Source organism: Chitinophagales bacterium (genome assembly GCA_017303415.1).
In the GTDB taxonomy this organism is placed as follows: Bacteria; Bacteroidota; Bacteroidia; order Chitinophagales; family Chitinophagaceae; genus SpSt-398.
Genome location: JAFLBJ010000002.1, coordinates 1 through 23,209 on the forward strand (window position 1 = coordinate 1; position 23,209 = coordinate 23,209).

Consider the following 23,209-nt stretch of genomic DNA (forward strand, 5'->3'; position numbering starts at 1 on the left):
TAGGTAAGAAAAAACCACAGAGGCGCAGAGATTATAATTGAATTTGTTTCAAGGCGGTGGTTTTGATGGGCCATAGTCTGGTGAACTACAATTGTGATAGTTTGGAGTTTGTAAGACAACGGCCAGCCTTCTGTTTTTTAAAGAGGTACGGGAAGACTCAGGAGAGCAGGGGTGCCATAGGTCAGGATGTTAACTTGTTAAAACAATAAGGATGAAAATTATCGTGATTAAGTACAATTCAACCTCGTTCTCTATTCAACAGAACAGAAAGGTACTTTGGCTTTATCGACTGGAATTAGCGATTTATAGTGTAGGTTTTTTGGTGATTATGTATTTTATGTATTCAATGAGTGAAAGTAGCATGATGAGTAAATTAACTGTTATTGGGACTTTGGCTATTGTTTTTTCCTTTGTAATTATTAGAAAAAGAAAAAGTTTGTCGAAAAATGATTTTTTACTTGAGAAAATAAACGATGGATTTTGTATTAATGGTACCGTTGCAACTGAGAATATTGCATTTGGGTCAATTGAAATTAAGGAAATGGTATCGACATATTCGACTAGTAGCTATTATGATATTATTATCAAAGTAAACGATAAGGGTATTCCAGTGGCATTTGGAATAGATGAATCTGATAAGGATACAATAATGGGTGGTCTTAGATATTTATTAGGGGGTGGTGTTTCAAAATGGTAGGGTAGAATAGGTCTCGGTCTCCCTCCCTTGCCATCAAAAACATACGCCAGCTAAAACACAGTCCGGATAATATGGGACTGGGTATTTTGCTTTGCATCCGCTGGCATAGATTTTAGCTCAAAAAATGTTCAGAGTAAGAATTCATAAAATATAGGAATGACTGCAATAAATGATTTGTTAAGAAACTTCTATAAGGAAGGCACTAGTGAGTTGCATTGGGGTAAGGTTATAGCAAGTGTTTTATTTGCTTTATTATTACTGTCAATAGGCCTTTGTAATAGAAGTAAAAAACAAAAATTGAATTCAGAAAGAGAAAGAGATCACCGTTATACAATAGGAGTGACCGGGGTTAAACATCATAATATTAGAAGCTCACAACCTACAGTTAATTTCTACTACGAAGTTTTGGGGAAACAATACGAGGGAACTGAAAGTATTGGAGCTTCATACGAAAAGGATGTAACTCCCAATGGGGGCAGATTCTTTGTTGAATTTTCTACAAATAATCCAAGTAACGGCAAGCTTCTCTTTGATCACCCGGTGCCTGACTATATTCGATCTTTTCCTGATAGTGGTTGGATTGATATTACTGAGGGAACTCTGAAAGGATGGGCTCCAGAATAGGTGGATAGGTCTCGATCTCCCTCCCTTGCCAACAAAATCATATGCCAGCTAAATAATTTTTAAGAGATTTGGGTAAGAAATAACAACAGAGGCGCATAGATTATAATTGAATTTTTTTCAAAGCGGTGGTGTGGATGGGCCGTAGTCTGGTTAACTACAATTGTGTTATTTTGGAGTTAATAAGACAACAGCCAGCGGGTTTCTGTTTTTTGAAAAGGTACGGGAAGACTCAGGAGAGCGGGGTCTGACAATTAATAACCAAAATATTTTTTATGTTAAGGGTATTTTTCTTGGTAATGTTATTTATGCTAAGTAAGCAAAGAGTACATTCACAAACAATGCCAAAGGATACTTGTTATACAAATCCAAAACCTGTCGCTTGTTTTGACGCTTTGAGATATAATTCCAAATATTGGATTCAAGATAGCTTGACGAGGACTGGATTTAGAGATTTGTTCGCGAACGAGTATTTAGCTAACTGTAGCACATGTTTTAGAGGGAGAAAATGGGCAGATGTATCGACGTATTTTGGAAAGCCTAATTTTGTGTTTGAAGGGGGGAAGTATTTAAAAGAAGGAGAGACTCTTTACCGATATTATGTTCATTATGAAGGGGATATCAAGGATTTTAAAGATATTGGTAATAGATACTTTGATATTATTATATATAACGGCATAATTGTATATACAGGATTAGATGAGATTGATGGATAATAAGTCTCGGTCTCCCTCCCTTGCCAACAAAAACATACGCCAGCTAAAACACAGTCCAGATTAAATAGGACTGTGTTTTTTGCTTCGCACCCGCTGTCATAGTTTTTGGCTGCGGTCAGTCGCCTTCATCTTGTGCTTCTGAAGCCCTTTTAAGTCTTGCGGCCAGATAAATTATGTCAACTAAATTTGTTTGTTAGTATCAAATAAAAGTGTAGTTTAGTATCAAATAAATATTTTTGATATTAGATAATATAATAGAAGTTATTGAAAGTCAGAAAGTTAATCTTAACCATATAACAAGGGGGATGCTCCGAATGGAACTGGATAAACTTCCTGATATGGAAACCCATGCCTTGATCCTAACCGGTGTTCGGCGATGTGGGAAGAGCACCCTTGTTTCCCAATTCCTGAAAGAAAGACATGTTAATTTCCTTTATTTGAATTTTGAAGACCCTCGATTATATGAATTTGAATTAAAGGATTTCACTAAACTGGATGAATATATACAGGAAAGCAAAATCCGTGTTTTGGCTTTTGACGAAATCCAGGTCATTGACCAATGGGAAAGATATATTCGACAAAAAGTGGACCAACGGTTCAGAGTTATCCTGACGGGCTCAAATGCATCCATGCTGAGCAGGGAATTGGGAACCAAACTAACAGGAAGACAAATTTCCCGGGAATTGTTTCCTTTTTCGTTTGAGGAGTTCTGTCAATTCCGAAAAGAAAAGAAATCAAAAATTTCCGCATCAACGTATCTGGAAACAGGCGGCTTCCCGGAATATGTAGTTAGTGGGAATCAAGAGATTTTAACACAGCTATTTAATGACATTCTTGTACGAGATATAGCCGCACGCCATGGCATTCGCGATATTCGATCTTTACAACGACTGGCTTTATATCTGATCACCAATATTAGCAAACCAGTTTCAGCGTCAAACCTTAAATCACTAATCAATCTCGGAGCCACCAGCACCATATTGGAACATATGTCCTATCTGGAAGATGCCTATTTGCTATTTTTTATACCCAAATTCAGCTATTCACTCAGAGCCCAGGCAATCAATCCCCGGAAGGTGTATGCGGTAGATACAGGGTTGGTTCACGTCAATTCATTGTCGTTCAATGATGATCATGGACGGAAATTGGAGAATATGGTTTTTCTTCATTTGAGAAGATCTTATCACGATATCAGTTATTTTTCTGAAAAGGGGGAATGTGACTTTGTCGTGTCAGAAAAAGGAAAGGTTTCTAAGTGTATTCAGGTATGTTATCATTTAAATCCGGATAACCAGGATCGTGAGTTAAATGGTTTATTCGAGGCGCTTGAGTTTTTCTCCATGGATACGGGTTGGATCATTACACTTGACCAGAAAGACAAATTCGAGCGGAATGGTAAAACCATACTGGCAGTCCCGGTGTATGAGTGGGCCTAGGTGAAAGGAAATTAATTAATAACCGCATTGATCCTCGCCCATAAGTTATTATCATATCCCGATACAGCAAAAACCGGATTGTTGGGATCACTAAAATCACCCATTCTGACAATGACCATTTTCTTGCTCGGAATGATATAGATGCGGTTGTCTTGTGCACCCATAGCGGCAAACATGTCATTTGGCGCATTGGTGACCAGGTTCGTGTTGTAAACCACCTGACTTTGGGGAACCATATACTTCCCTTTTCCATTCAGCCACCACAGATAACCATACGATGGGTTCAAGGTATTGGAGGTATTGGTACTTTCTGTAAAATAAGTTTCATTCACCACCTGCTCGGTATTCCACTTGCCTTTATTCAAAGCCAGCAGGCCAAAGCGGGCCATGCTTCGGGTGTTACTGGAATAAATTTTAAATATGGGCCCGAAATTCCATGAACCATCCATGCCGATCTTGTTCTTCAGCTTGGCCGAAAAATAAGCCTCAAAGCTCTGGTTGGTGGCATCCGCAACCACATCCATCAACTCCTGAAATACATTTCCATAGGCCCAGCGGTTTCCGGCATCGGCCATATAGGTAAGATTGGCAGGAATGACGAAATTACTGCTATCACTCAACCCGGAGGTCATGGTCAATAGATTCCTTACAGTGATCAGGTTTTCTTTTGCCAACGGAGTGCTTGTCCAGCCCGTACCAACATATTGCGATACCTTATCGCTAATGTTTAAATATCCTTCCTGCTGGGCAATACCTGTTGTAGTCGCTACCAGGGTTTTACCGGCACTGTTCCAGGTCCATTGATCGGTGGAAGTATGGCCATTAAAATACTCCTCCATCACAATCCGTCCATTTACCAGGATCATAAATGATTTGGTATTGGTTTGTGCGAGAAAATCCTTCAATTTTTGAATGGAATCCGTTTTCCAGCCCAGACTGGCTGCGGTTTTTGTTTCCCAGGTGGTGCCGGTTAAAGCAGGGAAATACATGGTTTCCGCGGCGGGGGGATTAGTGTCATCCTTGGTACACCCCGTTACAAAAAGGGTGATCAGGAGGGAGAGTAGGGTCGTATTTTTCATAAAGTATTGAATCTCAAAAATCAAACCTATAGACAGAAATATGAGATCAACGTTTAACGAACAGAAAGAATTAATATTATTTAAAGCCTCTCCAACATCTCGACCACCTTTTCCCGCTTTAAAATTAGATACCCCAGCCGGTCGTTGCTGATGCCTTCCCTCAGTTGATAAGAGAATTCAAGCTGCTCGTCGGTTACATTGGTTTCAAAATACCGGAAACTGATATTGGGATAGGATTTCAATTCTTCCCCGATCTCATATAGATGAGTGGATAAAATAAATAGCGAGTTTTTGATCTTGATAAGCCCCTTTATCACGGTAAGGGAACATTTCATCGCATCCTGGACATTCGTGCCTTTGAATAACTCGTCGATCAACACCAACCATTTCCGGCCATTGTTGATCTTTTCAATCGTATGCCGGATGCGTTGTACTTCATTAAAGAAATAGCTTTCGCCCTTGGCAATATTGTCCATCACATTGATATTGGTCAGTAACCCATCCATCAACGTAAGGGTGAATTCTTTGGCTGGTACTCCCATTCCCATATGGGCGAGAAAGACCGCTGCCCCCATGGATTTGATCAAGGTACTCTTGCCCGCCATATTCGCTCCGGTGAGAAACAAAAAATTCTGCGAAGGGTCCAGGTCCACATCATAGGCTGTGGGACGGGGAAGCAGGATATGATACAACCCCTTTGCCCTTACTGTTGCCGCATCGCTTTCAATAAAGGTGGGGAAACTGAGTTGAAAGGTCTTTACAGCATGCGCCATGGAATACCAGGCATCCAGTCGCCCAAATATGTCGATCAACTCCAGGGTATTGGTCTTATACCGGTTGCGCAATTGATACCCAAAGTAAATATTTTCAAGCGGTGTCAATTTCGAATCCGCATGTTGAGCGGCGAGTTTCTCCAATGCGGGCTCACGGAGTAATTGGAGCAAACGGTCAATATAGATCTTGAAAAAAGCGGGCAGGTCCACATGCTCAAACAATAATCCCAGTTGCCGGATGCCCTGAAAAAAATCAGCAAAATGTTTGACCGAATATTTGATCATGGAATAGTCTTCCGAGTGAAGGGCCCGGTAGAAAAAGGAATTGATAGGATTGGGATGCTCGGGCATGGGGTCGAGACTGTAATCCAGGTATTTTTCCATGACCAGGAGCGTACCATTGCTGATATTGGCAGGCCATTGATCGAGTTTTTCGGAAAGGGTTTGAATGATCTTCTGGGTACCCAGAATACGCCTGAGATCGGAGTGGGGTTCGTTGAAAAAATACTTCAACCATTCACGGCCATAATTGGTGCGGGTGAAGTTGAGTTTATGAAAAATGGAGAATTCTTCTTCGTTTTGGAAGATGGCAATGTCGTTGAAGGTCTGTTTGTCAATTTGCATTATCGGTTGAATTGGAGACGCTGTCCCCATTGAGATTCATTGATCACTCCGTTTCCATATACCAAATGCCCGTTTACAAAGGTATGTGTCACCGAGGCCGGGAAGTTAAAACCTTCCAACGGGCTCCAGCCACATTTGTACAGGATATTCTTCTTGTTTACCTGCCAGGGTTGTTCCAGGTCAACCAATACCAGGTCGGCCATATAGCCTTCGCGGATATAGCCCCTGTCCTTTATCTCAAAACAATCCGCCACGGCATGGCTCATTTTCTCCACGATCTTTTCCAGGCTGATCTTTCCCTGATGGTGATAGTACAGCATCAGGTTGAGCGAGTGCTGTACAAGCGGTAAACCGGCATGTGCTTTTTCATAGGGCTCATTCTTTTCCTCCCAGGTATGCGGGGCATGGTCGGTAGCGATCACATCCAACCGGTCATCCAGCAGGGCCTTCCATAATCCATCACGGTTATGCGGCGCTTTGATCGCCGGATTGCATTTGATCTGGTTGCCCAGGGTGGCATAGTCATCACTTGTGAAATGCAGGTGGTGTACACATACTTCGGCGGTGATCCTTTTCTGTTTCAGGGGAAACATATTGGTGAACAGGGCCAGTTCTTTTTCGGTACTGATATGGAGGATGTGGAGCCGGGTATCATATTTTTTGGCGATCTGAATGGCCATCAGCGAAGATTCGTAGCAGGCCTCCTCATCCCTGATCACCGGATGATCGGCAGGTGTGAGGGGTTCGCCGGTGGCCATTCTTTTTTCTTTGTTCAGTCGAATGATCCGTTCGTCCTCGCAATGGGTGGCGATCAGGACTTCGCTTTCGCGAAATATTTTATCCAGTGTATTAGGATTATCCACCAGCATATTGCCCGTGGAAGAACCCATAAAGATCTTTACCCCGCAGATATCCTTTTTGCGGGCATTGGTCTTGAGTACTTCATCGGCATTGTCATTCCCGGTCCCCATAAAAAAAGAATAATTGGCCAGGGAGGAGCGGGCGGCGATGGCATATTTATCTTCAAGCAATTCCTGTGTCAGGGCATTGGGGATGGTATTAGGCATTTCCATAAAACTTGTCACCCCACCGGCCACTGCAGCCCTGGCTTCAGTGTAGATATTGGCCTTGTGGGTAAGACCGGGTTCCCGAAAATGAACCTGGTCATCAATACAGCCCGGGAGCAGGTATTTACCATCAGCAACGATCTCTTCCGCCTTTGTATTTCCTCCGGAAATGACCCCGCCTACCTGTTCGATCCGGCCCTCTTTTATCCAAAGGTCACCTTCCTGTATGCTTCCCTCATTAACAATCCGGGCATTCTTTATAATATATTGACCCATATCTCGTTAAATATTTTTCTGTGTGTTCAGGGCTTTCCGTGAGCCATTATTTGGCTAACTTGTCACCAGCTTCAATTCAATATCACATGCAATTTAATCAAAAACGCCCCCTCCTTGTCGTTTTGGCAATGGCCATTTCATCGGCTACGGCATTTGCCCAGTCCACTTTTCTTCAGCAAGGTTCCAAAGACCAGATCATCCTGGAAAGGCTGGAGATCAAAGCGCAAAAGGATTCTGTCCTGAATTTCTCCAAGAACCGCTATCTCACCCGTCGATATGCGGCAGGGGCAGTGGGGAGATGGGAGCAGCATGTGGGTATGCAGTCACTCTCCAAAACAGATGCCTATAATATCCAGGGTTTATTGCAGGACAACATCGAGGAGCTGCCCGATAGCGTCCGGCTCAGGCTGGCGAGTCGCAAACCTTTGGGACGTTTTTACCAGACTCCATCCAATTTGTATGAGGTCCACATCAAAGATTTTGATCTGGTCATCAATCCGGTGATCCAGTTCAGGTATATGAAGGAGAGTGGGAATGATGAGACGCTTTTTCAAAATACTCGTGGCCTGGCGTTGAGGGGACGAATTTCGAATAAGATCGGGTTTGCCGCGTACCTGACCGAGAACCAGGAGCGGGATCCTTTCTATGTGCAGGCCTGGGAGGATAGTTTTAAATCTGTTCCCGGCGGCGGTTATTATAAAAATTTCAAGGGTACGGGGTTTGATTATTTTGATGCCAGAGGTTACTTCACCTTTAATGCCGCGAAATACATTGATATCACTTTTGGCTATGACCGCAATTTTATCGGCAATGGGTACCGTAGCCTTTTCCTGAGTGATTTTAGTCAGAATACACTTTTCTTAAAACTCAATACCCGGATCTGGAAATTCAATTACCAGAACATCTTTATGGAATTGACCCAGACAGAGCCACGCGCTGCGGACCGGTTACTCCGGAAAAAATATGCCGCGATGCACCACCTGGATGTGCAGCTGACCAAATCCATCAATGTGGGGCTGTTTGAAGGGGTGGTCTTTGGCCGGAGCAACCGGTTTGAGTTTGGCTACCTTGTCCCGGTAATTTTCTATCGTTCCATTGAGCAGCAAAACGGAAGTTTTGATAACTCGGTGGCTGGACTTGATTTCAAAGCGAATATCCGCAAACAGTTTCAGGTGTATGGGCAATTCCTGTTGGACGAATTCAACCTGGCACAGATCAAGCGGAATGACGGATGGTGGGCCAATAAATGGGGACTTCAATTAGGTGCGAAATACATTGATGCATTTGGGATTGATAACCTGGACCTGCAGGTGGAAATGAACAGGGTGCGTCCGTTTACCTATTCGCACCGTGATTCGGTGGCCAACTATACCCATTATAACCAACCGTTGGCTCATCCCCTGGGGGCCAACTTCAATGAGGTTATTGCCATCCTTCGCTATCAACCGGCACCACGCTGGACGATCTTAGGGAAGTTGATGAGTTGGAAGCAGGGTTTGAATGTTGGAGCGCAGAGTTTTGGCAGCAATATCTTTTTGCCAAATATACCGCCGTTCAGGGTGGGTGATTATGGTTATGAAATTGGCTCGGGTACAGAGGCCAAATCCATGTATGGTTCTTTCTTACTGTCGTATGAACTACGCCCCAATCTTTTTATAGAAGCGCAAGGAGTTTACCGCAAATTTGATGTACCATCCAATTCATCCCGAAATAGTTCTGCCAAGATATTGTCGGTTGGAGTACGATGGAATGCTTTTAGGAGAGAGTTTGAGTTTTGATTATAACAAAATTGAAATTCAACGAGGTTAGATATCCACATGCATATCTGTCCTGTTTTCAAGCACCATTGAATTTTTGTTTAGTTTGTTTCCAAGAAACATACCAATCAAGAGGGTTACTAAATGCGTAAAGAATATTATGACCTGATTGACAATTGCATCTTTTCCTATCATTAATGCAAACCCAATAAAGGATAAAAACAAAATAACAATTATAGTGACGATAACCCCTTGAGTTATTATCACTTTTCTATAATTTGTAGATTTATTTTTTTGCATTTCAGATTCATACTGTAAGGACAGTTCTGAAAGTTTTGTATTGTATTCCAGTTTTTTCTCTTCTAATTCGATCTGTTTTTCTTCCAGATCAAACCTTCTTTTTTGTTGTTGGATAATGGAATTAAAAAATTCCCGTTCAAAGCCAGATTTCGGTGGCTGATTTGAATATTTTTGGTGATGAGACATAACCTTCTCTTATATAAAATTTTCCAAATCCGTTACTTCCAATCCTTGGGGGGATAAAAATTGCATTTTTTGCTATCAGCTTATTTTTTTTTGCGAATTCCTGAAATTGGCGTGCTGTAAGAACTTTGTATGTCGCCCCGTCAAAATAATTAAAGTACCTCGGTACCATAACTCGTTTATTTATTTTGTTTAGGATTCAATCCGATTATATCACAAAGTTGACTGAAAACTAAATGCCAGAAAACAGCATTTACACGACAAAATACACGACAACAAAGTGGTGGAAACTATCCTTCGAGATGGATGCTAAACATGATCATTCTTGACTGGATCCGGTCAAAAATATTGGAGTATTTCAGGGATTCATCACGGCTATGGATATTCCGCAGGCCGTTGCTTATTTTGATCTCCGGGGAGAAGATAAAACTGGGGAAATAGAAATTGAAACCGATTCCTGCTTCCACGCCATAATCGAACTTTTGGAGTTTGACCAGGTCTTCGGCCCTTTTGGCGCGGGCATTGGCGGCAAGATCGAGATCGGCTTTAACCCCTCCGAGCATATATACCCGAAAGTTGCCGATCCGGTCGCTATTGAATTTTAATTGAAAAGGAAACGAGAAGATCACCGATTCTATGTTTTTGGTGATATTGGTGCCGTCCAGGGGATCGGGATATTTCAGGGTATAGGCGATATTCCGCTGATTGAACATCAGGGTGGGGTTGAAACGGGCTTCGAGGCGGTTGGTAATCGGTGCGGTAGCATGTAAACCCAGTTGAAAACCTACGGCATTCAATGGTTGGGCCACCATCACGGAATCATATTGAAGGAACCGGGGGTGTTTTTCTGCATGAAAACTGGCTTGTTGAAAACCCAGGGTGATACCAAAATAATAAGGTTTGGCATCATGGTCAGGTTGGTTGAGTTCAACCATTTGGGCGGCAATGGGAGAAAAGGACCCGGTGAATCCAAGGATCAAAACGAAAGGGATCAGCTTGCGGACTTTCTTCCATTGTAGATGCAACATATTCCAAAACTTAGCGGTTTAAACCCCGTTTGGGTAAAACCGGTACTCTTTAACAGGTTAACAAAATCAGCTCGATCGGGGAAAGCGGCAGATGATTCTTTCAGGTACTCGTAGGCTTCCTTGTTCTGTTTCAGCCAACGGGCCACTTGCGGGGCCACCAAACCCATATACAGGTTGTAAATCTTTCTGAATCCCGAATTCCTTGGCCTGGAAAACTCCAGCACAACCAATTTCCCACCTGGCTTCAGGACGCGGAGCAATTCGCCCAGTCCCTTTTCCAGATTCTCGAAGTTGCGTACCCCAAACGCAACCATTATGCCATCAAACGACGCATCAGGAAAATTTATTGCCTCCGCATCGCCTTTTAGCAATTGTATATGATTTGTAAGCCCTTCTTTTTCAACCTTTTGCCTGCCAATGTCCAGCATCTGCGCCGAAAGGTCGATACCGGTGACCTTGTCGGGTTTTAACATTTTACAGGTGAGAATGGCCATATCCGCTGTGCCGGTAGCCACATCCAGTATCTGTTTTGGCTGGTCTTCCTGCAAAATACGGATGGCTTTTTTCCTCCATCCAATATCGATCCCAGCTGATAAAAACCGGTTCATCAGGTCGTATCGACCGGCAATCCGGTCAAACATTTCCTCTACCTGTTCCTTCTTGCCCTTGCTCGATTCCGAAAAGGGTTTAATATGATCGTGTGGCTGCATAGCGGCGCAAAGTTAGGAGGAAAATATCGGTTATCTTGCAGAATAGAGATGACAGATGACAGATGACGGATGTTGGACCGTCATCCGTCATCTGTCATCCGTCCACCATCATCACTCTATATGCAGATTCATTCAGCTACCTACCTCATTTCCTCCGCCTACTGGGACAAATGCCCCAAACCCGACAGACCGGAATATGCCTTTATTGGCCGGAGCAATGTGGGTAAATCTTCCCTTATCAATATGCTCTGTGACAACCAGAAATTGGCAAAAACCTCTGCATCCCCGGGAAAAACACAATTGATCAACCATTTTGAGATTCTATCTAAAAAAGGGGAGAGGTCCAAGGCACAAAAATGGTATCTGGTTGACCTTCCCGGTTATGGCTATGCCAAAGTAGCGCAGAAGGACCGCCGTCGCTGGGAACAAATGATCGAGAATTACCTGCGCAAACGGGAGAACCTGGTGAACGTATTTACCCTGATTGATAGCCGGCATACTCCTCAGGCTATCGATCTCGAGTTCATAGAGCAGTTGGGTAAATGGGGTATCCCTTTTTCGATCGTATTTACCAAGACCGATAAGAATAAACCCATGGCCACCCAGCGTAATATCAATGCTTTTCTGGATAAGATGAAAGAGAATTGGGAATCGCTGCCTCCCTGGTTCACTACCTCTGCGCTTACTAAACTGGGTCGGGAGGAAATTCTCGACTACATTAATGACTTGAACAACAGTGATAATATCCACACCCCTTGAAAACAGGGCATTTTCCAACGATTTATAGGCTTATTTGAGTATCTTGCCCCCGGATTTAACCTTCATATGAAAAGATTACTCTCTGAAAAGATCCTTGTACTAGCCTTGTTTGGAGTCGCCCTTTTCTTCTTCTACGTAGCGAATGAAGACACAAAGAAACTGGGAGTTCTTCAGAAGACCAGTTCCAGCCCCTCTCTATTCATGTCCAATCAGCCTGACTCTACTACCGATGCTTCGGCAAGCACAGAGTTTTTACGCTGATCAATTAATGTAAAATTTCAGATTATTTTTTTGAACAAAACGGTTGCGTTGGGGTGACAGGTATTTGCTGCCGTTTTTCCCGGCAGAAATCAATCGAAACCGGGGCGGGATCAGTTTACGATCTTGTTGGCGCAACTACTGCTTGCAAAAGCCTCCGGTTTGGCCTTGAAAGCAAATCCCATACCCAGGATATATCCCATGGCTTCCCGCAAAGCATCATTGCTTTTGAATTGCGGGTTAGTATTGATATCCGCATGCACTTCCATGTCCACATTGTAAATAGTGAACAAATTGCAAAGCTCATACGCGATCTCAATACTCCTGGCTACTTCAGTCAGCATCCGTTCCTTGATGGTAAAGCGTTGACGGGTCTTGTCATTTTGTATGAACATGAACCCTCCGTGCCCCTCGCGCAAAAAGACAATGACCGTGGCAAATTCGGTCTCCTGTCCTTTCACCTGAGAGTCAGTGCCAATGCAAACCTTTAAGTGGAAACCTTTTTCCGTCTCACGCCGGATGGCGTTTTCAACGGCCTGGTAGATGGGGAGATCAATGGTTTCGCCATTAAATTTTCTCCAACGCATAGTAAAGAGGTTTTCCTAAGTTATCGAAAAACCTCCGGATTTGAGGAATCTTGTTTATTAAATGTGGATTAACCTAATGCAAAAAGCTAATAGCGCAAGGCTATTAGCTTTTACTATGTAGTCTTTATGGATTAGTTTTTGAAGAATTTCTCTGTCCAAACCTGCCCATTTCCCATAAAGCGGATCAGGTAGATTCCAGATGCACCCGAACCCGTTTCAATGGAATTGAACCCTTTCTGGATCTTTCCGGTGCGAATGGATCGTCCATTATAGTCGAGAACCTGGAATTGGTAATCGCCAGGACTGTTGACCGACAAGGTAGACCGTACCTGGTTGCCGATCAGCGTTGGCTTGGTAAAGCTACCGGAACGGAGGATGATCGTATTGGAGTATTCTTTGCGACCGGTTTCAAGGGTGGCCATGATCCGGTATTGAATGGATTTGTTTTCGTTAAAGAACCAGGAGTAATTTCTTTTATCCGGACTTAGATTGACCAGCGTTTTGAATTGGCGTCCATCGGTGGAGTAGAGTATCGTTAATTGGGAGATCGGCTCATCAGCCAGAATGGACCACTCCAGGTTATGCAGGTTCTGGTCTGCAATACCATTGAGCCTGAGGTCTTGAATGGGGAGCAGGGTACCATCAATAAATCCGGCTTGTAAAGAATAAGAGCCCAGACTGCCGTATTCTGAAGCATACATATTTCCATCTCCATTTACACTGATATAATAAGTGCCTGCAGATAAAATTGTGTCGATAAGAGAACTGAGTTGATTACCGGGATTATAGGTGCCAAGGGCATTGAAATATTGGTCGTAGATCACCACGTTCATATCCAGGTCAGATCCGGCATTACCCGTGCCAACATTGTAGGGAATGGCATCAAGCGTGAAGTTTCCGAATTCGGGGAGGTTAAACTCATAGTAATCGATATCGGTTGTACGTTCCACTACACCGTTGATGGTGAATTGCCCGGATACATCAAAACTCAGGTTGGTGGCAGCGGCAAAGTTATTACCGTTGTCATCTGTCCGGAAACCAAATCCATTGTAACTGCTCGTGATCACATCCAGATCGGATTGGATACTGGCGCAGCCAAATGAGTTAGGTCCATTATGCCATACGGTCATATTCTGGTTATACCCGGCACCCATGATCGGGGCCCAACCAATTTCACCTGTTCCCTGCCCCCAATTGTATTCAGAGGTTTTAAAACAGGCACCATCGTATGTGCTTTGGTGGCGAAGTCCGACCGTATGCCCGGCCTCGTGCGAAACGGCTTCGGCAATATTTTTTACATTATATCCAAACAAAGAAGAGAAAACAAAACAGGGCGTTCCGTCTCCCCATTTAAAAGAATTTACATAGGCTACACCCCCTGCACCACTGCCATACCATTCGTAGGAGGAAGTAATGATCACGCGCATACGGCTACTGGCCGGAGCAGCGGTGTATTTGGCTTCTTCGGTGGTGATATTGATATTAAAAGGACGATAATCTTCAGCCACACGGTTAAATACCTCGGTAACCTGGTCATTGGTAAGGCCGGATGTGTTGGCAGAAAAGGGGCCGGAGAAATTCCAGACGGTGCCGGTGACATACATTCCATCAAAATCCAACAAAATAGTGGCACTGGCAGAAGGGAAGCTGTTAAGCACCGGCACCTGGGCTTGTGCAAAGACCAGGTGCGCGGTGAACAGGGCGGTAAGTACGGTTCGTAAAATGCTTTTCATAGTAGTAGGTGGTTGCGTTTTCGAAGGGCGGATAGGGATTAAAAACGGACCTAGCTGTCGATCATTCGTTGATCAAATCATAAAAACCTTTTTTAATAAAATAATAAGCATTCTTTTCCTGCACCAGTTCATAGGCATCCTGGTGCTGGAGACTAATGATCCTTCCGGTATACCGGACCGATCCATCGGCCTCCGTTATGCGGGCGATGTGCATCAGCGCTCCGTTGAAATTGGTCGAACGGATCGCTACACTGCGCACCGTACTGTCGCCGGGCTCAGATTTGGAGGTTACCACGCCACGGAAATCAAATCCATTTCCGAAGTTTCTATCTACACGTTGATCTTGCTGGACTTGTAAAAGGGATTGAAGCTCTGAAACAGAGCAGGGTATCCGTGATGGTAATTCTTGAAAAAGGGTTGGTTTGGAAAGGTCCGGCTCCCGTACCGGTAATGGCTTGTCCTGCGCCGCGAGGGTCAGAACGAAACAGACACAGACAAAGAGGAGGGAACCTCTTTTCAGGTTTTTCATTGTTTGGATTTTTTATAATAACGGATTTTTGCCCAGTAAATTTTATTACTGTTGCTTTCAGTGGGGACGGATTTCAAAAATCAGTATTAATTTTTGCAAATGCAATGATTTACCCTTAGCATTTTTGAAATTCAGTAATAGTCGGTTAACAATACTGGTAATACTACGTGGTGTAAATGCTAAGTACCGATGGGGTATGCCCGATGAAAATTTTACAATGGTTAGTATTGTCCCGTTGACAGCATGACCAGTGTACAAGCTTCCAGTGTTTGTATTCCCTGCTTTTGTGCCAGAGATAAAAGTTCATCATTCTCCGTTCCGGGATTAAAGATGATCCGCCGGGGTTGGAGAGAAAGGATATAATCGTAGTATTCTTTCTGATGTGTTGGGTTGAGATAGAGGGTAACGGTGTCAATGTTTTCCAAAACCTTTTTTTCGGTACCGATCAGGGTATCGCCAACCACGGTTTTCTTACGCCCGATAGCTTCTACCGGGTGTCCATGTGATTTCAACCGTTGTAAGGCCAGATAGCTGTACCGGGACGGATTGTCGGAAGCGCCGAGTATGAGGGTTTTTTTGGCAGACATACTACAAAATTACCAGTATTTGAGGAATTATGGGATTACACGGATCCCCGCGTATTTGTTTCTCGCAGCCCCGCAAAGATCTTGGCGAGCGCTGCGAGAAACTGTAGATTGAAAAAGTGCACTACTTGTTTCCAAATAAAAAGAGTAGGAACAAAGCCATCCCACCTAATTGTACACCGGCGATCCAGGAATAGGATTTGAGGATGCCGGCATAACTCATTCTCCGGATATATTCCCGGAAAACGAGTACCACAAGCATCACCAGAAAAACCTTAACCGCCACCACTGATAACCAGGCTGCCGATACGATTAGCGGTATAAGCAGAAGATTGGAGGTCAGCGCCAGCATGTTCACCTGCCCCAGGAATTCAAAGGCCTTCTCTTTCTTTAAGAAAAATGCCAGGCTGAGGTTACAAACCACCAATAGAAAATGCCCTGTTTGTAATTCCCAAAAAGTGAGCGTGTAAGTGGGGATGGATTGGAGCAACTGGTGGGCTGGTATCAACATAAGGGTATTAAAGAGAAGCCCGAGGAAAAGAAATAATGTTCGATACCGATAGTCAAAAGAAGGTGAACAATCTATTTCGCCAGGCCCGCAAGGTATAGCGGTGATCACTTTGCGGTTATACGAAATGAGTTTGTATAATTTCCGAAGTAAAAAATTGATGGGTGCCCAATGCCCAATGGTCTTTACAACAGGCATCTTTCGACCCAGAATCTCCAACAAGGCATCAATGCCATAGAGTACCTTGCCGGTTTCTTTGTTTACCAGCGGGATCTCATTGGTGCCCTTCACAAAATCGATCTTTGACAGCCATTTTTCAGGGATAGCAGAAAAGGCCTGCCTCTCCTCTGGGGCTAATAAACCAGTCCTGACAAAGAATTTGGTATAACATACACAGAGTGGGCAATGATCGTCATAAAAAAGAATGGAGCTGTTCATGGTCGTCATTTTTATAAGTAGATGAACGAAACGTTTACTTGAGATGTATGAATTCCCGGCGACGAAGGGTTTTATATTCCTCCAGACAGATCAACGTATAATAAGGAGCCAGGATCAAGGGCAGGAATACCATCAGGTAGAGGTAGAAGATGAATAAGGGAACATCCCAGACACCGAGTAGAAGGGAGAGTAATCCCAATAGAAATAACACCAGTATGGTGAATTGGTAAATACGGCGGTGCGAAGAGGGAGTATATTGGTCTTTCAGCAGAATATGGGTAATCATACTTAAGATTTGCCAGCCCCCAACCACTGTATAAATCCACATAAAAGAAGTTCCTCCCTGCTGAATATAGTAAATGGTCCCGCCCAGGATCAAAAGAAGATTGGTGACGAGGTCCGCCAGTTTGATCGTTTTCATTTCAATTAATTTTAAAATCGGAGATGATTACTTAAAGAACTTAACCAGGTTTCCTACAAACCAGTTCTCCTCGGCTTTGATCATTACATCGAGTGTACGATCAGCTTGTTGGCCAAGCTTTTTGATTCCACTTACCGTATCCACAAAGGTTTTTACCTTTTTATCCTTCTTGTCACCTTCAACCGCCTCAAGCTTATTAAGCAAATCGAGCATGGGTTCCAATTCCCTTTTCTTCCGCTCTTTAACGATCTGCTTGACCACTTTCCAGATATCCTTCTCCGCACTAAAATATTCCTTTCTTTCCCCGGAGAGGATCACCCTTTCGACCAGACCCCAGTTAATGAGTTCACGAATGTTCATGTTGGTATTCCCCCGGCTGATGTTCAATTCTTCCATGATGTCGTCCTGGGTCAGGGGGTCAGGACTTACCAGCAATAAGGCATGTATCTGTGCCATGGTGCGGTTGATCCCCCAATGGGTACCAAAACCACCCCAGCTGCTGATGAATTGTTGTTTGGCTTCAGTGAGTTTCATGGTGTAAAATTAGAGATTGTTACTGAAGTTTCAAAAAATATTGAAAGAAAAGTTTTAAACGTGAGACGTCAATCGTGAGACGTCAATCGTGAGACGTCAATCGTGAGACGTGAATCGTGAGACGTGAGGCGTGAGTTGCTTCTCACGTCTCACGCCTCACGCCTCACGCGCCTCACGTTATCACTTCGGGCAATCCAGCCTTCTATCCCCTCTCGATCCGGTGATATCGCGGGAGCGAAGGATGATGGCGAAGTAGCCGCCACCCCGGGTGATTTTCTTTTGGGAGAATATATTGGCCAGGTTATGGACCCCAAACAGGACGGGTCCCAGGCGCACGGCCCCACCGATCCAGAACTGGCTTCGGTCATTGACATAGACAGGGATATAAAAACCTTTTCGTTTGGTCTCCCATCTGGGTGTGATCGTCAGTTGGTTAATATCCCTGACCCGGATATTGTCCTTGATCGGGAGTTTGGAGAGGTCAACAGATAATTCGGCATTCACAAAAAAGGATCCGGTTACAAAGCGGTCAACATTTACGACCATTCTGGCGGGGTGGTTGATCCGGTATTTTCCTTCGTAGGTGCCAGAGAATTGGTATAAAGAGGAAAGGCTGTCCTTGAAAGATCGGAGGGTCTTGGTGGTGGAGTCCAGACTACGATCCAGGCGCAGGTCTGTTACATTGGGACGTATACTGGCTACCGCTGTGCTGTATTTGCCAAAATGATATTGGGTATAGCCCAGATCAAGAAAGGAAAGCCCGATCTTCCAGTCATAGTCAAAATAGCTTTCTTCGGTTTCGGGTGTTTCCGGGGCGACGGGTTTTAACAGCAGTTCAAAACCGATATCGGCGGAGGCACCACTTTCGGTAAAAGAAAAAAAGGAACCCAGGTTCTTCCCCGTACTTTGATTGCCATCCCATCGGTCGAGGTTGGAGGAATACCCCCAGCGGGTCTCCGCACTGGTGACCAGGTATTCGACGGGGTCAGTGGCGGGAATCCGTTGAAAACGGCCATTGTCAATATTGGCAAAGATTCCGGCTACTCCCCGGTTGCCCTTGAGAGTAAGTCCTGCATTTAACCGGAGGAATTCATTTTCATAGATCGTGCGTCCATACGACAGATAGAGTTCAGCCCAGGAACTGTTAACCAGCGATCCGGTCATTCCCTGGTTGGCTTCATTCATGCCAAAGAATTCGCCAAATCGCTTGATCGTATCGATATAGTTATAGACAGAAGATTTGACATCGGTATAAGACCTGACATTGATGCCAAAGGCAATGGCATTCTGTTTATTCAGGGCGATACGCCCATTTAGCAGGTTCAGGTTGGCATTGACGGCACCATAGCGTTTGAAGTTTCCCTCTTTCACCAGGTATTCCGAATTGGCCGGATTGGAAATAAGGGAGTATTTGAAAACATCTACAATATTGGTGTAGTGTTTATCCTGGAAACCAAACAGGGTCAGGTCCCATTTAACGGGTACATTGACCATGGCGGCCGGGTTGTTGTGAACATTGAGCGAACCGGTGTATGATGATCCATTGGTCGCGGTGTAATTTTGCGCGGATACCCAAAGGTTCAGTACCAATATTATTGTGGTGAAGGCAGCTTTCATAAAAAAAGACCTAAGTAAAAGGTCTTTAAAGTATTAGCTGCAAAGAAATGGAATTATTCGGACTATTCCGTTGATTGTACGGTGTTCGAATCTCCGGCATTTTTCTTGCCAAGATAAGTTGGAAGATCCATGCCTGCCATATCGAAAATATCCTTAAGTGGTGGTACGGAGCGGTAAAGTCCACTCACGAAATTGGCTGTTGAATTCTTGCCATCTGTTTGTTGTCCCCCATCCCATACGGTCACCTTATCGATCTTGATATTCTTTATGGCTTCGGTTTGTAATCTGACCAGTTCAGGTAATTTGTCAGCTATAAGCAATAACACGGCATCTTTGGGATCATCCCCGGCGGCTTTCACGATCCGGTCAAGGCCTTCGGCTTGTTTGGTCAGAATTTCATACATACCTCTGGCTTCGGCTTCCAGTTTGGCAAAAATCGCATCTGCTTCACCCTTGGCTCTTTCCCGCAATCTTTCTGCTTCGGCCTGGGCTTCAATGATGGCTTTTTGCTTTTGGATCTCTGCACTTACTACAATGTTCGCATTTTGTGCAGCGCGGTCTCTCTCAGCACGTGCATTTTCCGCTCTTTGTTCTGCCAGGTAGGCTTCTTCCAGAGCTTTTGCTGTTTGTACTTTTTCGGCTGAGATGGCTATTTTTAGTGCTTCTGCTTCTCTTTCCCGTCTTTTCGCATCAGAATCGGCGATCTGGATCTTGGATTGGTTTTCTCCCTGGACAGCAAGGGCATTGGCTTCCGCCATCTTGATCCGGCTGTCCCTTTCCGCTTCTGCTTTACCAATATGTTCATCCCGGTTTGCGCCGGCGATCTTGATCTCTTTGTCTTTATTGGCCATGGCGACCTCTGTATCGCGGTCACGGAGCATTTCAGCCACTTTAATATCCCTGTCTTTCTCTGCAAGGGTTTTACCGATATCCCCGGTCCTCTCTTGTTCCGCCACCCGCATCTTGGCCTCATTAATGGCTTTGGCGGCAGCATCCTTACCCAGGGCCTCGATATAACCGCTCTCGTCTTTGATATCGGTAACGTTCACGTTGATCATTTTCAAACCGATCTTATTCAATTCGGCTTCGACATTGGAGGCAATATTGGCCAGGAACTTATCCCGGTTATTATTGATCTCTTCAATATCCATCATCGCCACAACGAGGCGCATTTGACCCAGGATGATGTCTTTGGCGAGATCATGTACCTCCGGTCTTTGTAAACCCAGCAGACGCTCAGCGGCATTCTGCATCACAGAGGGCTCTGTGCTGATACCAACCGTATAACGGGAGGGTACGTCCACACGGATGTTTTGTTTACTCAACGCACTGGTCAGATTTACTTCGATAGAAATCGGGGTCAGGTCAAGAAAGGCATAGTCCTGTATAACCGGAACGATAAACGCCGCTCCGCCATGGATACATTTAGCTGTGCGAGATCCATCGGGACCTTTCCCAACCTTTCCGTAAACAACGAGGATCCGGTCTGAAGGACAACGCTTATACCTCCTGAATAAAGAAATTAATAGAATAAATAAAAAAACGACCGCGACGACAATGACGACCAGCAATGGTTCCATAAAACTTCAGTTTAATTTATTAGGATAAGTGTGCAGTAACAACCAGTATCTCATTATTTAATATCCTCAGGACTCTGATCATTTTGCCCGTTGGAATTGTTACCTCATCTTCCGTAATGGCTTTTATTTCGTGTAAGGAATTCTGAATAGTGATCCGCACCTTGCCAGCACCTTCGTTTTTGGCAGGAATGGGTATATAGGTCTCTCCCAGTTTCCCGACAGCATTATTGATCTCCATGGTTCCGCTTTCCTTTAAACGTCCCACGTTACGCAACAAGAGAATCATCAGGGCCACCATACCTAACCCCGCCAGTAATGCGATCAGTATACTGACACCTTTTCCATAGCCACTTGAATAGGCCGCTACTCCAGCCCAGCCAAACATGGTAAAAAAAGCGATCAGGTTTTTGATGGTAAAATACTGGGTGCCGACACCATCATCGTCTCCAATGGCTTCATCTGAATCACCAATCGAATCTGTGTCGGAAGAATCCCCGCCAACAAAGGACATGATCGTTTGTACAAGAAATAAAAGGGAGAAAATTAAGGCGATGGTCCAAATGATCTTTTCAAAAGAATCCAGGGCATTCCACCAGCCTGTTATGTCAAGTAGCATGTTAATAAGGTTGATGACCGAAATTAACTAAAAAGAAAATGTCCCGGTGGAAAACCAGGACATTATAAAATGATTTTTTTCTGACTTTTTCAGGAGGAAAAAACAATCTACACAAGCATCCGCAATGGCTCTTCCAACAGGGACTTCAATGTTTGCAGGAATGCAGAACCCGTTGCGCCATCTACCACACGGTGATCGCAACTCAAAGTCACTTTCATCACATTTCCAGGAACCACAGAACCATTTTTGACTACGGGCACCTGATTAATGGCGCCAACTGCGAGGATGCATGCATCCGGTGGATTGATGATAGCTGTAAATTCCTCGATCCCAAACATCCCCAGATTGGAAATGGTGAAAGTGTTTCCTTCCCAATCAGCTGGTTGCAATTTTTTATCCTTGGCTTTCTGGGCAAATGTTTTCACTTCGGAGGCGATCTGCGACAAAGATTTGCCATCGGCAAACCGTACCACAGGCACCAGCAATCCATCTTCTACTGCTACAGCAACGCCAATATTTACATGATGATTTTTACGAATATGGTCACCCATCCAACTGCTGTTGACAGCGGGGTGTTGTTTCAGTGCCAGCGCACAGGCTTTCAGCACCATATCATTAAAGGAGATCTTAACGGGTGCCACTTCATTGATCTTTGCCCGGCTCTCTACCGCTTTATCCATATCAATGGCCATGGTCAAATAAAAATGGGGGGCAGTGAATTTGCTTTCTGCCAAGCGTTTAGCAATGATCTTACGCATTTGGGATACCGGCACATCTTCAAAGCTTACCTGACCTACTGGTCCGGAAGCAACGACGGGCGCCGATGATGACGTCGCGGAAGCTTTTTCGGGAGCAGGGGAGGCTTTGAAATTATCGATATCGGCCTTTACAATACGGCCACCGTCGCCGGAGCCATGTACGCGGGAGATATCAATGCCTTTATCGGCTGCAAGTTTGCGGGCAAGCGGGGAGGCCTTTACCCTTCCGTTATGTTGTGATTCCTGAACAGCAGCCACCTCCGTTGATTTTGCCTCCGCGGCGGGTTGACCGGCTGCCGCAGCGGCTGTTGTAGCTGTTGCCACAGCAGCACCGCCTTTTACAGCGGCTACGATAGCATCCACATCCACCTTTCCTTTTTCACCTATGATACAGAGCAGGTCGTTTACAGCGATCTTCTGTCCTTTCTCGGCACCAACGTATAACAGGGTTCCGTTCTTATAGCTTTCCAGTTCCATGGTGGCTTTATCGGTTTCGATCTCCGCCAGCAGGTCACCTTTTTTCACGGTATCGCCTACTTTCTTTGCCCATGAAGCGATCACGCCGTCGGTCATGGTATCACTAAGCCGGGGCATCAATACCACTTCATCCATTTTGGAAACATCCAAGGCCGGTGAGGCAGGTGTTGAGGCGGCAGGAGCTGCGGTTGGAGCGGCCGCTGGAGCAGGGGCCTCTTTTTTGGGAGCTGCTTTTTTACCTCCGGTTGAACCAATGATACCGGAAATATCTTCCCCGGCACTACCGACCACAGCCAGCAGGTCATCTACCTGTAGCTTTCCGCCCTTTTCGGTGCCGATATGCAGTAATACGCCATCTTTATAGCTTTCCAACTCCATGGTGGCCTTATCGGTTTCGATCTCCGCCAACAGGTCGCCTTTTTTAACCGGGTCGCCCACTTTTTTGTGCCAGGCCGCGATCACACCTTCCGTCATCGTGTCACTTAGCCTGGGCATTAAAATCGTTTCAGCCATGTAAAGCAAATTTTGGCTCGAAATTAAGGT

Annotated in this window: 24 protein-coding genes; 7 read left to right on the forward strand and 17 right to left on the reverse strand. The window is 44.6% G+C overall.

Going from position 1 to position 23,209, the window contains the following annotated elements:
- The first annotated feature begins 211 nt into the window (after positions 1-211).
- From J0M30_13755 to J0M30_13770, 4 genes are all read left to right on the forward strand, one after another.
- The gene (locus tag J0M30_13755) at positions 212-697 is read left to right on the forward strand and encodes a hypothetical protein (protein MBN8668559.1); all 486 of its coding nucleotides are present in this window, start codon (positions 212-214) and stop codon (positions 695-697) included.
- 156 nt (positions 698-853) lie between these two features.
- Entirely contained in the window at positions 854-1,321 is a 468-nt protein-coding gene (locus J0M30_13760) for a hypothetical protein (protein MBN8668560.1), read from the forward strand.
- Positions 1,322-1,593: 272 nt separating this feature from the next.
- A complete protein-coding gene (locus J0M30_13765; protein ID MBN8668561.1) occupies positions 1,594-2,034 on the forward strand; it encodes a hypothetical protein in 441 nt (146 codons plus the stop codon).
- Between the two features lie 305 nt (positions 2,035-2,339).
- Positions 2,340-3,470, forward strand: a complete 1,131-nt coding sequence (locus tag J0M30_13770) for an ATP-binding protein (protein MBN8668562.1) — start codon at positions 2,340-2,342, stop codon at positions 3,468-3,470.
- A gap of 11 nt (positions 3,471-3,481) precedes the next feature.
- Here J0M30_13770 and J0M30_13775 read toward each other — a convergent pair whose 3' ends face one another.
- The 3 genes from J0M30_13775 to J0M30_13785 all read right to left on the reverse strand — a co-directional run bounded on the left by J0M30_13775 (position 3,482) and on the right by J0M30_13785 (position 7,289).
- Positions 3,482-4,459 carry a serine hydrolase gene (locus J0M30_13775; protein ID MBN8668563.1) on the reverse strand — a complete coding sequence of 326 codons (978 nt, stop codon included), beginning with the start codon at positions 4,457-4,459 and terminating at the stop codon, positions 3,482-3,484.
- 170 nt (positions 4,460-4,629) lie between these two features.
- Positions 4,630-5,946: a DNA mismatch repair protein MutS gene (locus J0M30_13780; GenBank protein ID MBN8668564.1), complete on the reverse strand. Its 1,317-nt coding sequence runs from the start codon at positions 5,944-5,946 to the stop codon at positions 4,630-4,632.
- On the reverse strand, positions 5,946-7,289 hold the full coding sequence (locus J0M30_13785) for a dihydroorotase (GenBank protein ID MBN8668565.1): 1,344 nt from the start codon (positions 7,287-7,289) through the stop codon (positions 5,946-5,948). The genes J0M30_13780 and J0M30_13785 overlap by 1 nt, the downstream gene beginning before the upstream one ends.
- 128 nt (positions 7,290-7,417) lie before the next feature.
- Here J0M30_13785 and J0M30_13790 point away from each other — a divergent pair, with 128 nt between their 5' ends.
- Entirely contained in the window at positions 7,418-9,067 is a 1,650-nt protein-coding gene (locus J0M30_13790) for a hypothetical protein (GenBank protein ID MBN8668566.1), read from the forward strand.
- A 27-nt stretch (positions 9,068-9,094) separates the two neighbouring features.
- Here the strand turns inward: J0M30_13790 and J0M30_13795 are convergent, their stop codons facing one another.
- The 3 genes from J0M30_13795 to ubiE all read right to left on the reverse strand — a co-directional run bounded on the left by J0M30_13795 (position 9,095) and on the right by ubiE (position 11,267).
- Positions 9,095-9,532 (reverse strand): hypothetical protein, encoded by a 438-nt coding sequence (locus J0M30_13795; GenBank protein ID MBN8668567.1) that lies wholly within the window; start codon positions 9,530-9,532, stop codon positions 9,095-9,097.
- Between the two features lie 287 nt (positions 9,533-9,819).
- Positions 9,820-10,557, reverse strand: a complete 738-nt coding sequence (locus J0M30_13800) for a PorT family protein (GenBank protein MBN8668568.1) — start codon at positions 10,555-10,557, stop codon at positions 9,820-9,822.
- Positions 10,521-11,267, reverse strand: coding sequence for a bifunctional demethylmenaquinone methyltransferase/2-methoxy-6-polyprenyl-1,4-benzoquinol methylase UbiE (gene ubiE, locus J0M30_13805; protein ID MBN8668569.1), 747 nt, complete (start codon positions 11,265-11,267; stop codon positions 10,521-10,523). Before ubiE ends, J0M30_13800 begins: the two co-directional genes overlap by 37 nt.
- A 120-nt stretch (positions 11,268-11,387) precedes the next feature.
- On the opposite strand from ubiE, the gene J0M30_13810 reads away from it, so the two are divergent.
- Both J0M30_13810 and J0M30_13815 read left to right on the forward strand, forming a co-directional pair.
- Complete coding sequence (locus J0M30_13810) at positions 11,388-12,026, forward strand: YihA family ribosome biogenesis GTP-binding protein (protein ID MBN8668570.1); 639 nt, start codon at positions 11,388-11,390, stop codon at positions 12,024-12,026.
- A 66-nt stretch (positions 12,027-12,092) separates the two neighbouring features.
- Positions 12,093-12,287 (forward strand): hypothetical protein, encoded by a 195-nt coding sequence (locus J0M30_13815; GenBank protein ID MBN8668571.1) that lies wholly within the window; start codon positions 12,093-12,095, stop codon positions 12,285-12,287.
- A gap of 110 nt (positions 12,288-12,397) precedes the next feature.
- On the opposite strand, the gene J0M30_13820 is transcribed toward J0M30_13815, so the two are convergent.
- The 11 genes from J0M30_13820 to J0M30_13870 form a co-directional block, all read right to left on the reverse strand.
- Positions 12,398-12,871, reverse strand: coding sequence for a ribonuclease H-like YkuK family protein (locus J0M30_13820; GenBank protein ID MBN8668572.1), 474 nt, complete (start codon positions 12,869-12,871; stop codon positions 12,398-12,400).
- A gap of 131 nt (positions 12,872-13,002) precedes the next feature.
- The gene (locus J0M30_13825; protein ID MBN8668573.1) at positions 13,003-14,604 is read right to left on the reverse strand and encodes a zinc-dependent metalloprotease; all 1,602 of its coding nucleotides are present in this window, start codon (positions 14,602-14,604) and stop codon (positions 13,003-13,005) included.
- Positions 14,605-14,665: 61 nt separating this feature from the next.
- Positions 14,666-15,133, reverse strand: coding sequence for a hypothetical protein (locus J0M30_13830; GenBank protein MBN8668574.1), 468 nt, complete (start codon positions 15,131-15,133; stop codon positions 14,666-14,668).
- 221 nt (positions 15,134-15,354) lie between these two features.
- A complete protein-coding gene (locus J0M30_13835) occupies positions 15,355-15,720 on the reverse strand; it encodes a CoA-binding protein (GenBank protein MBN8668575.1) in 366 nt (121 codons plus the stop codon).
- A 121-nt stretch (positions 15,721-15,841) separates the two neighbouring features.
- Entirely contained in the window at positions 15,842-16,663 is an 822-nt protein-coding gene (locus J0M30_13840) for a DUF393 domain-containing protein (protein MBN8668576.1), read from the reverse strand.
- A gap of 34 nt (positions 16,664-16,697) precedes the next feature.
- On the reverse strand, positions 16,698-17,084 hold the full coding sequence (locus J0M30_13845; GenBank protein ID MBN8668577.1) for a hypothetical protein: 387 nt from the start codon (positions 17,082-17,084) through the stop codon (positions 16,698-16,700).
- Positions 17,085-17,111: 27 nt separating this feature from the next.
- The gene (locus tag J0M30_13850) at positions 17,112-17,618 is read right to left on the reverse strand and encodes a MarR family transcriptional regulator (protein MBN8668578.1); all 507 of its coding nucleotides are present in this window, start codon (positions 17,616-17,618) and stop codon (positions 17,112-17,114) included.
- Positions 17,619-17,798: 180 nt separating this feature from the next.
- Complete coding sequence (locus J0M30_13855) at positions 17,799-19,235, reverse strand: hypothetical protein (protein MBN8668579.1); 1,437 nt, start codon at positions 19,233-19,235, stop codon at positions 17,799-17,801.
- 62 nt (positions 19,236-19,297) lie between these two features.
- Positions 19,298-20,815: a flotillin family protein gene (locus J0M30_13860; protein ID MBN8668580.1), complete on the reverse strand. Its 1,518-nt coding sequence runs from the start codon at positions 20,813-20,815 to the stop codon at positions 19,298-19,300.
- Positions 20,816-20,834: 19 nt separating this feature from the next.
- Positions 20,835-21,431: a hypothetical protein gene (locus tag J0M30_13865; GenBank protein MBN8668581.1), complete on the reverse strand. Its 597-nt coding sequence runs from the start codon at positions 21,429-21,431 to the stop codon at positions 20,835-20,837.
- Between the two features lie 107 nt (positions 21,432-21,538).
- Complete coding sequence (locus tag J0M30_13870) at positions 21,539-23,179, reverse strand: pyruvate dehydrogenase complex dihydrolipoamide acetyltransferase (protein ID MBN8668582.1); 1,641 nt, start codon at positions 23,177-23,179, stop codon at positions 21,539-21,541.
- Positions 23,180-23,209 lie beyond the last annotated feature (30 nt).

Coding starts and splice junctions, on each gene's coding strand:
- J0M30_13755 (MBN8668559.1), top strand. CDS start 212: ATGAAAATTATCGTGATTAAGTACAATTCAACCTCGTTCTCTATTCAA.
- J0M30_13760 (MBN8668560.1), top strand. CDS start 854: ATGACTGCAATAAATGATTTGTTAAGAAACTTCTATAAGGAAGGCACT.
- J0M30_13765 (MBN8668561.1), top strand. CDS start 1,594: ATGTTAAGGGTATTTTTCTTGGTAATGTTATTTATGCTAAGTAAGCAA.
- J0M30_13770 (MBN8668562.1), top strand. CDS start 2,340: ATGCTCCGAATGGAACTGGATAAACTTCCTGATATGGAAACCCATGCC.
- J0M30_13775 (MBN8668563.1), bottom strand. CDS start 4,459: ATGTATTTCCCTGCTTTAACCGGCACCACCTGGGAAACAAAAACCGCA.
- J0M30_13780 (MBN8668564.1), bottom strand. CDS start 5,946: ATGCAAATTGACAAACAGACCTTCAACGACATTGCCATCTTCCAAAAC.
- J0M30_13785 (MBN8668565.1), bottom strand. CDS start 7,289: ATGGGTCAATATATTATAAAGAATGCCCGGATTGTTAATGAGGGAAGC.
- J0M30_13790 (MBN8668566.1), top strand. CDS start 7,418: ATGGCCATTTCATCGGCTACGGCATTTGCCCAGTCCACTTTTCTTCAG.
- J0M30_13795 (MBN8668567.1), bottom strand. CDS start 9,532: ATGTCTCATCACCAAAAATATTCAAATCAGCCACCGAAATCTGGCTTT.
- J0M30_13800 (MBN8668568.1), bottom strand. CDS start 10,557: ATGTTGCATCTACAATGGAAGAAAGTCCGCAAGCTGATCCCTTTCGTT.
- ubiE (MBN8668569.1), bottom strand. CDS start 11,267: ATGCAGCCACACGATCATATTAAACCCTTTTCGGAATCGAGCAAGGGC.
- J0M30_13810 (MBN8668570.1), top strand. CDS start 11,388: ATGCAGATTCATTCAGCTACCTACCTCATTTCCTCCGCCTACTGGGAC.
- J0M30_13815 (MBN8668571.1), top strand. CDS start 12,093: ATGAAAAGATTACTCTCTGAAAAGATCCTTGTACTAGCCTTGTTTGGA.
- J0M30_13820 (MBN8668572.1), bottom strand. CDS start 12,871: ATGCGTTGGAGAAAATTTAATGGCGAAACCATTGATCTCCCCATCTAC.
- J0M30_13825 (MBN8668573.1), bottom strand. CDS start 14,604: ATGAAAAGCATTTTACGAACCGTACTTACCGCCCTGTTCACCGCGCAC.
- J0M30_13830 (MBN8668574.1), bottom strand. CDS start 15,133: ATGAAAAACCTGAAAAGAGGTTCCCTCCTCTTTGTCTGTGTCTGTTTC.
- J0M30_13835 (MBN8668575.1), bottom strand. CDS start 15,720: ATGTCTGCCAAAAAAACCCTCATACTCGGCGCTTCCGACAATCCGTCC.
- J0M30_13840 (MBN8668576.1), bottom strand. CDS start 16,663: ATGAACAGCTCCATTCTTTTTTATGACGATCATTGCCCACTCTGTGTA.
- J0M30_13845 (MBN8668577.1), bottom strand. CDS start 17,084: ATGAAAACGATCAAACTGGCGGACCTCGTCACCAATCTTCTTTTGATC.
- J0M30_13850 (MBN8668578.1), bottom strand. CDS start 17,618: ATGAAACTCACTGAAGCCAAACAACAATTCATCAGCAGCTGGGGTGGT.
- J0M30_13855 (MBN8668579.1), bottom strand. CDS start 19,235: ATGAAAGCTGCCTTCACCACAATAATATTGGTACTGAACCTTTGGGTA.
- J0M30_13860 (MBN8668580.1), bottom strand. CDS start 20,815: ATGGAACCATTGCTGGTCGTCATTGTCGTCGCGGTCGTTTTTTTATTT.
- J0M30_13865 (MBN8668581.1), bottom strand. CDS start 21,431: ATGCTACTTGACATAACAGGCTGGTGGAATGCCCTGGATTCTTTTGAA.
- J0M30_13870 (MBN8668582.1), bottom strand. CDS start 23,179: ATGGCTGAAACGATTTTAATGCCCAGGCTAAGTGACACGATGACGGAA.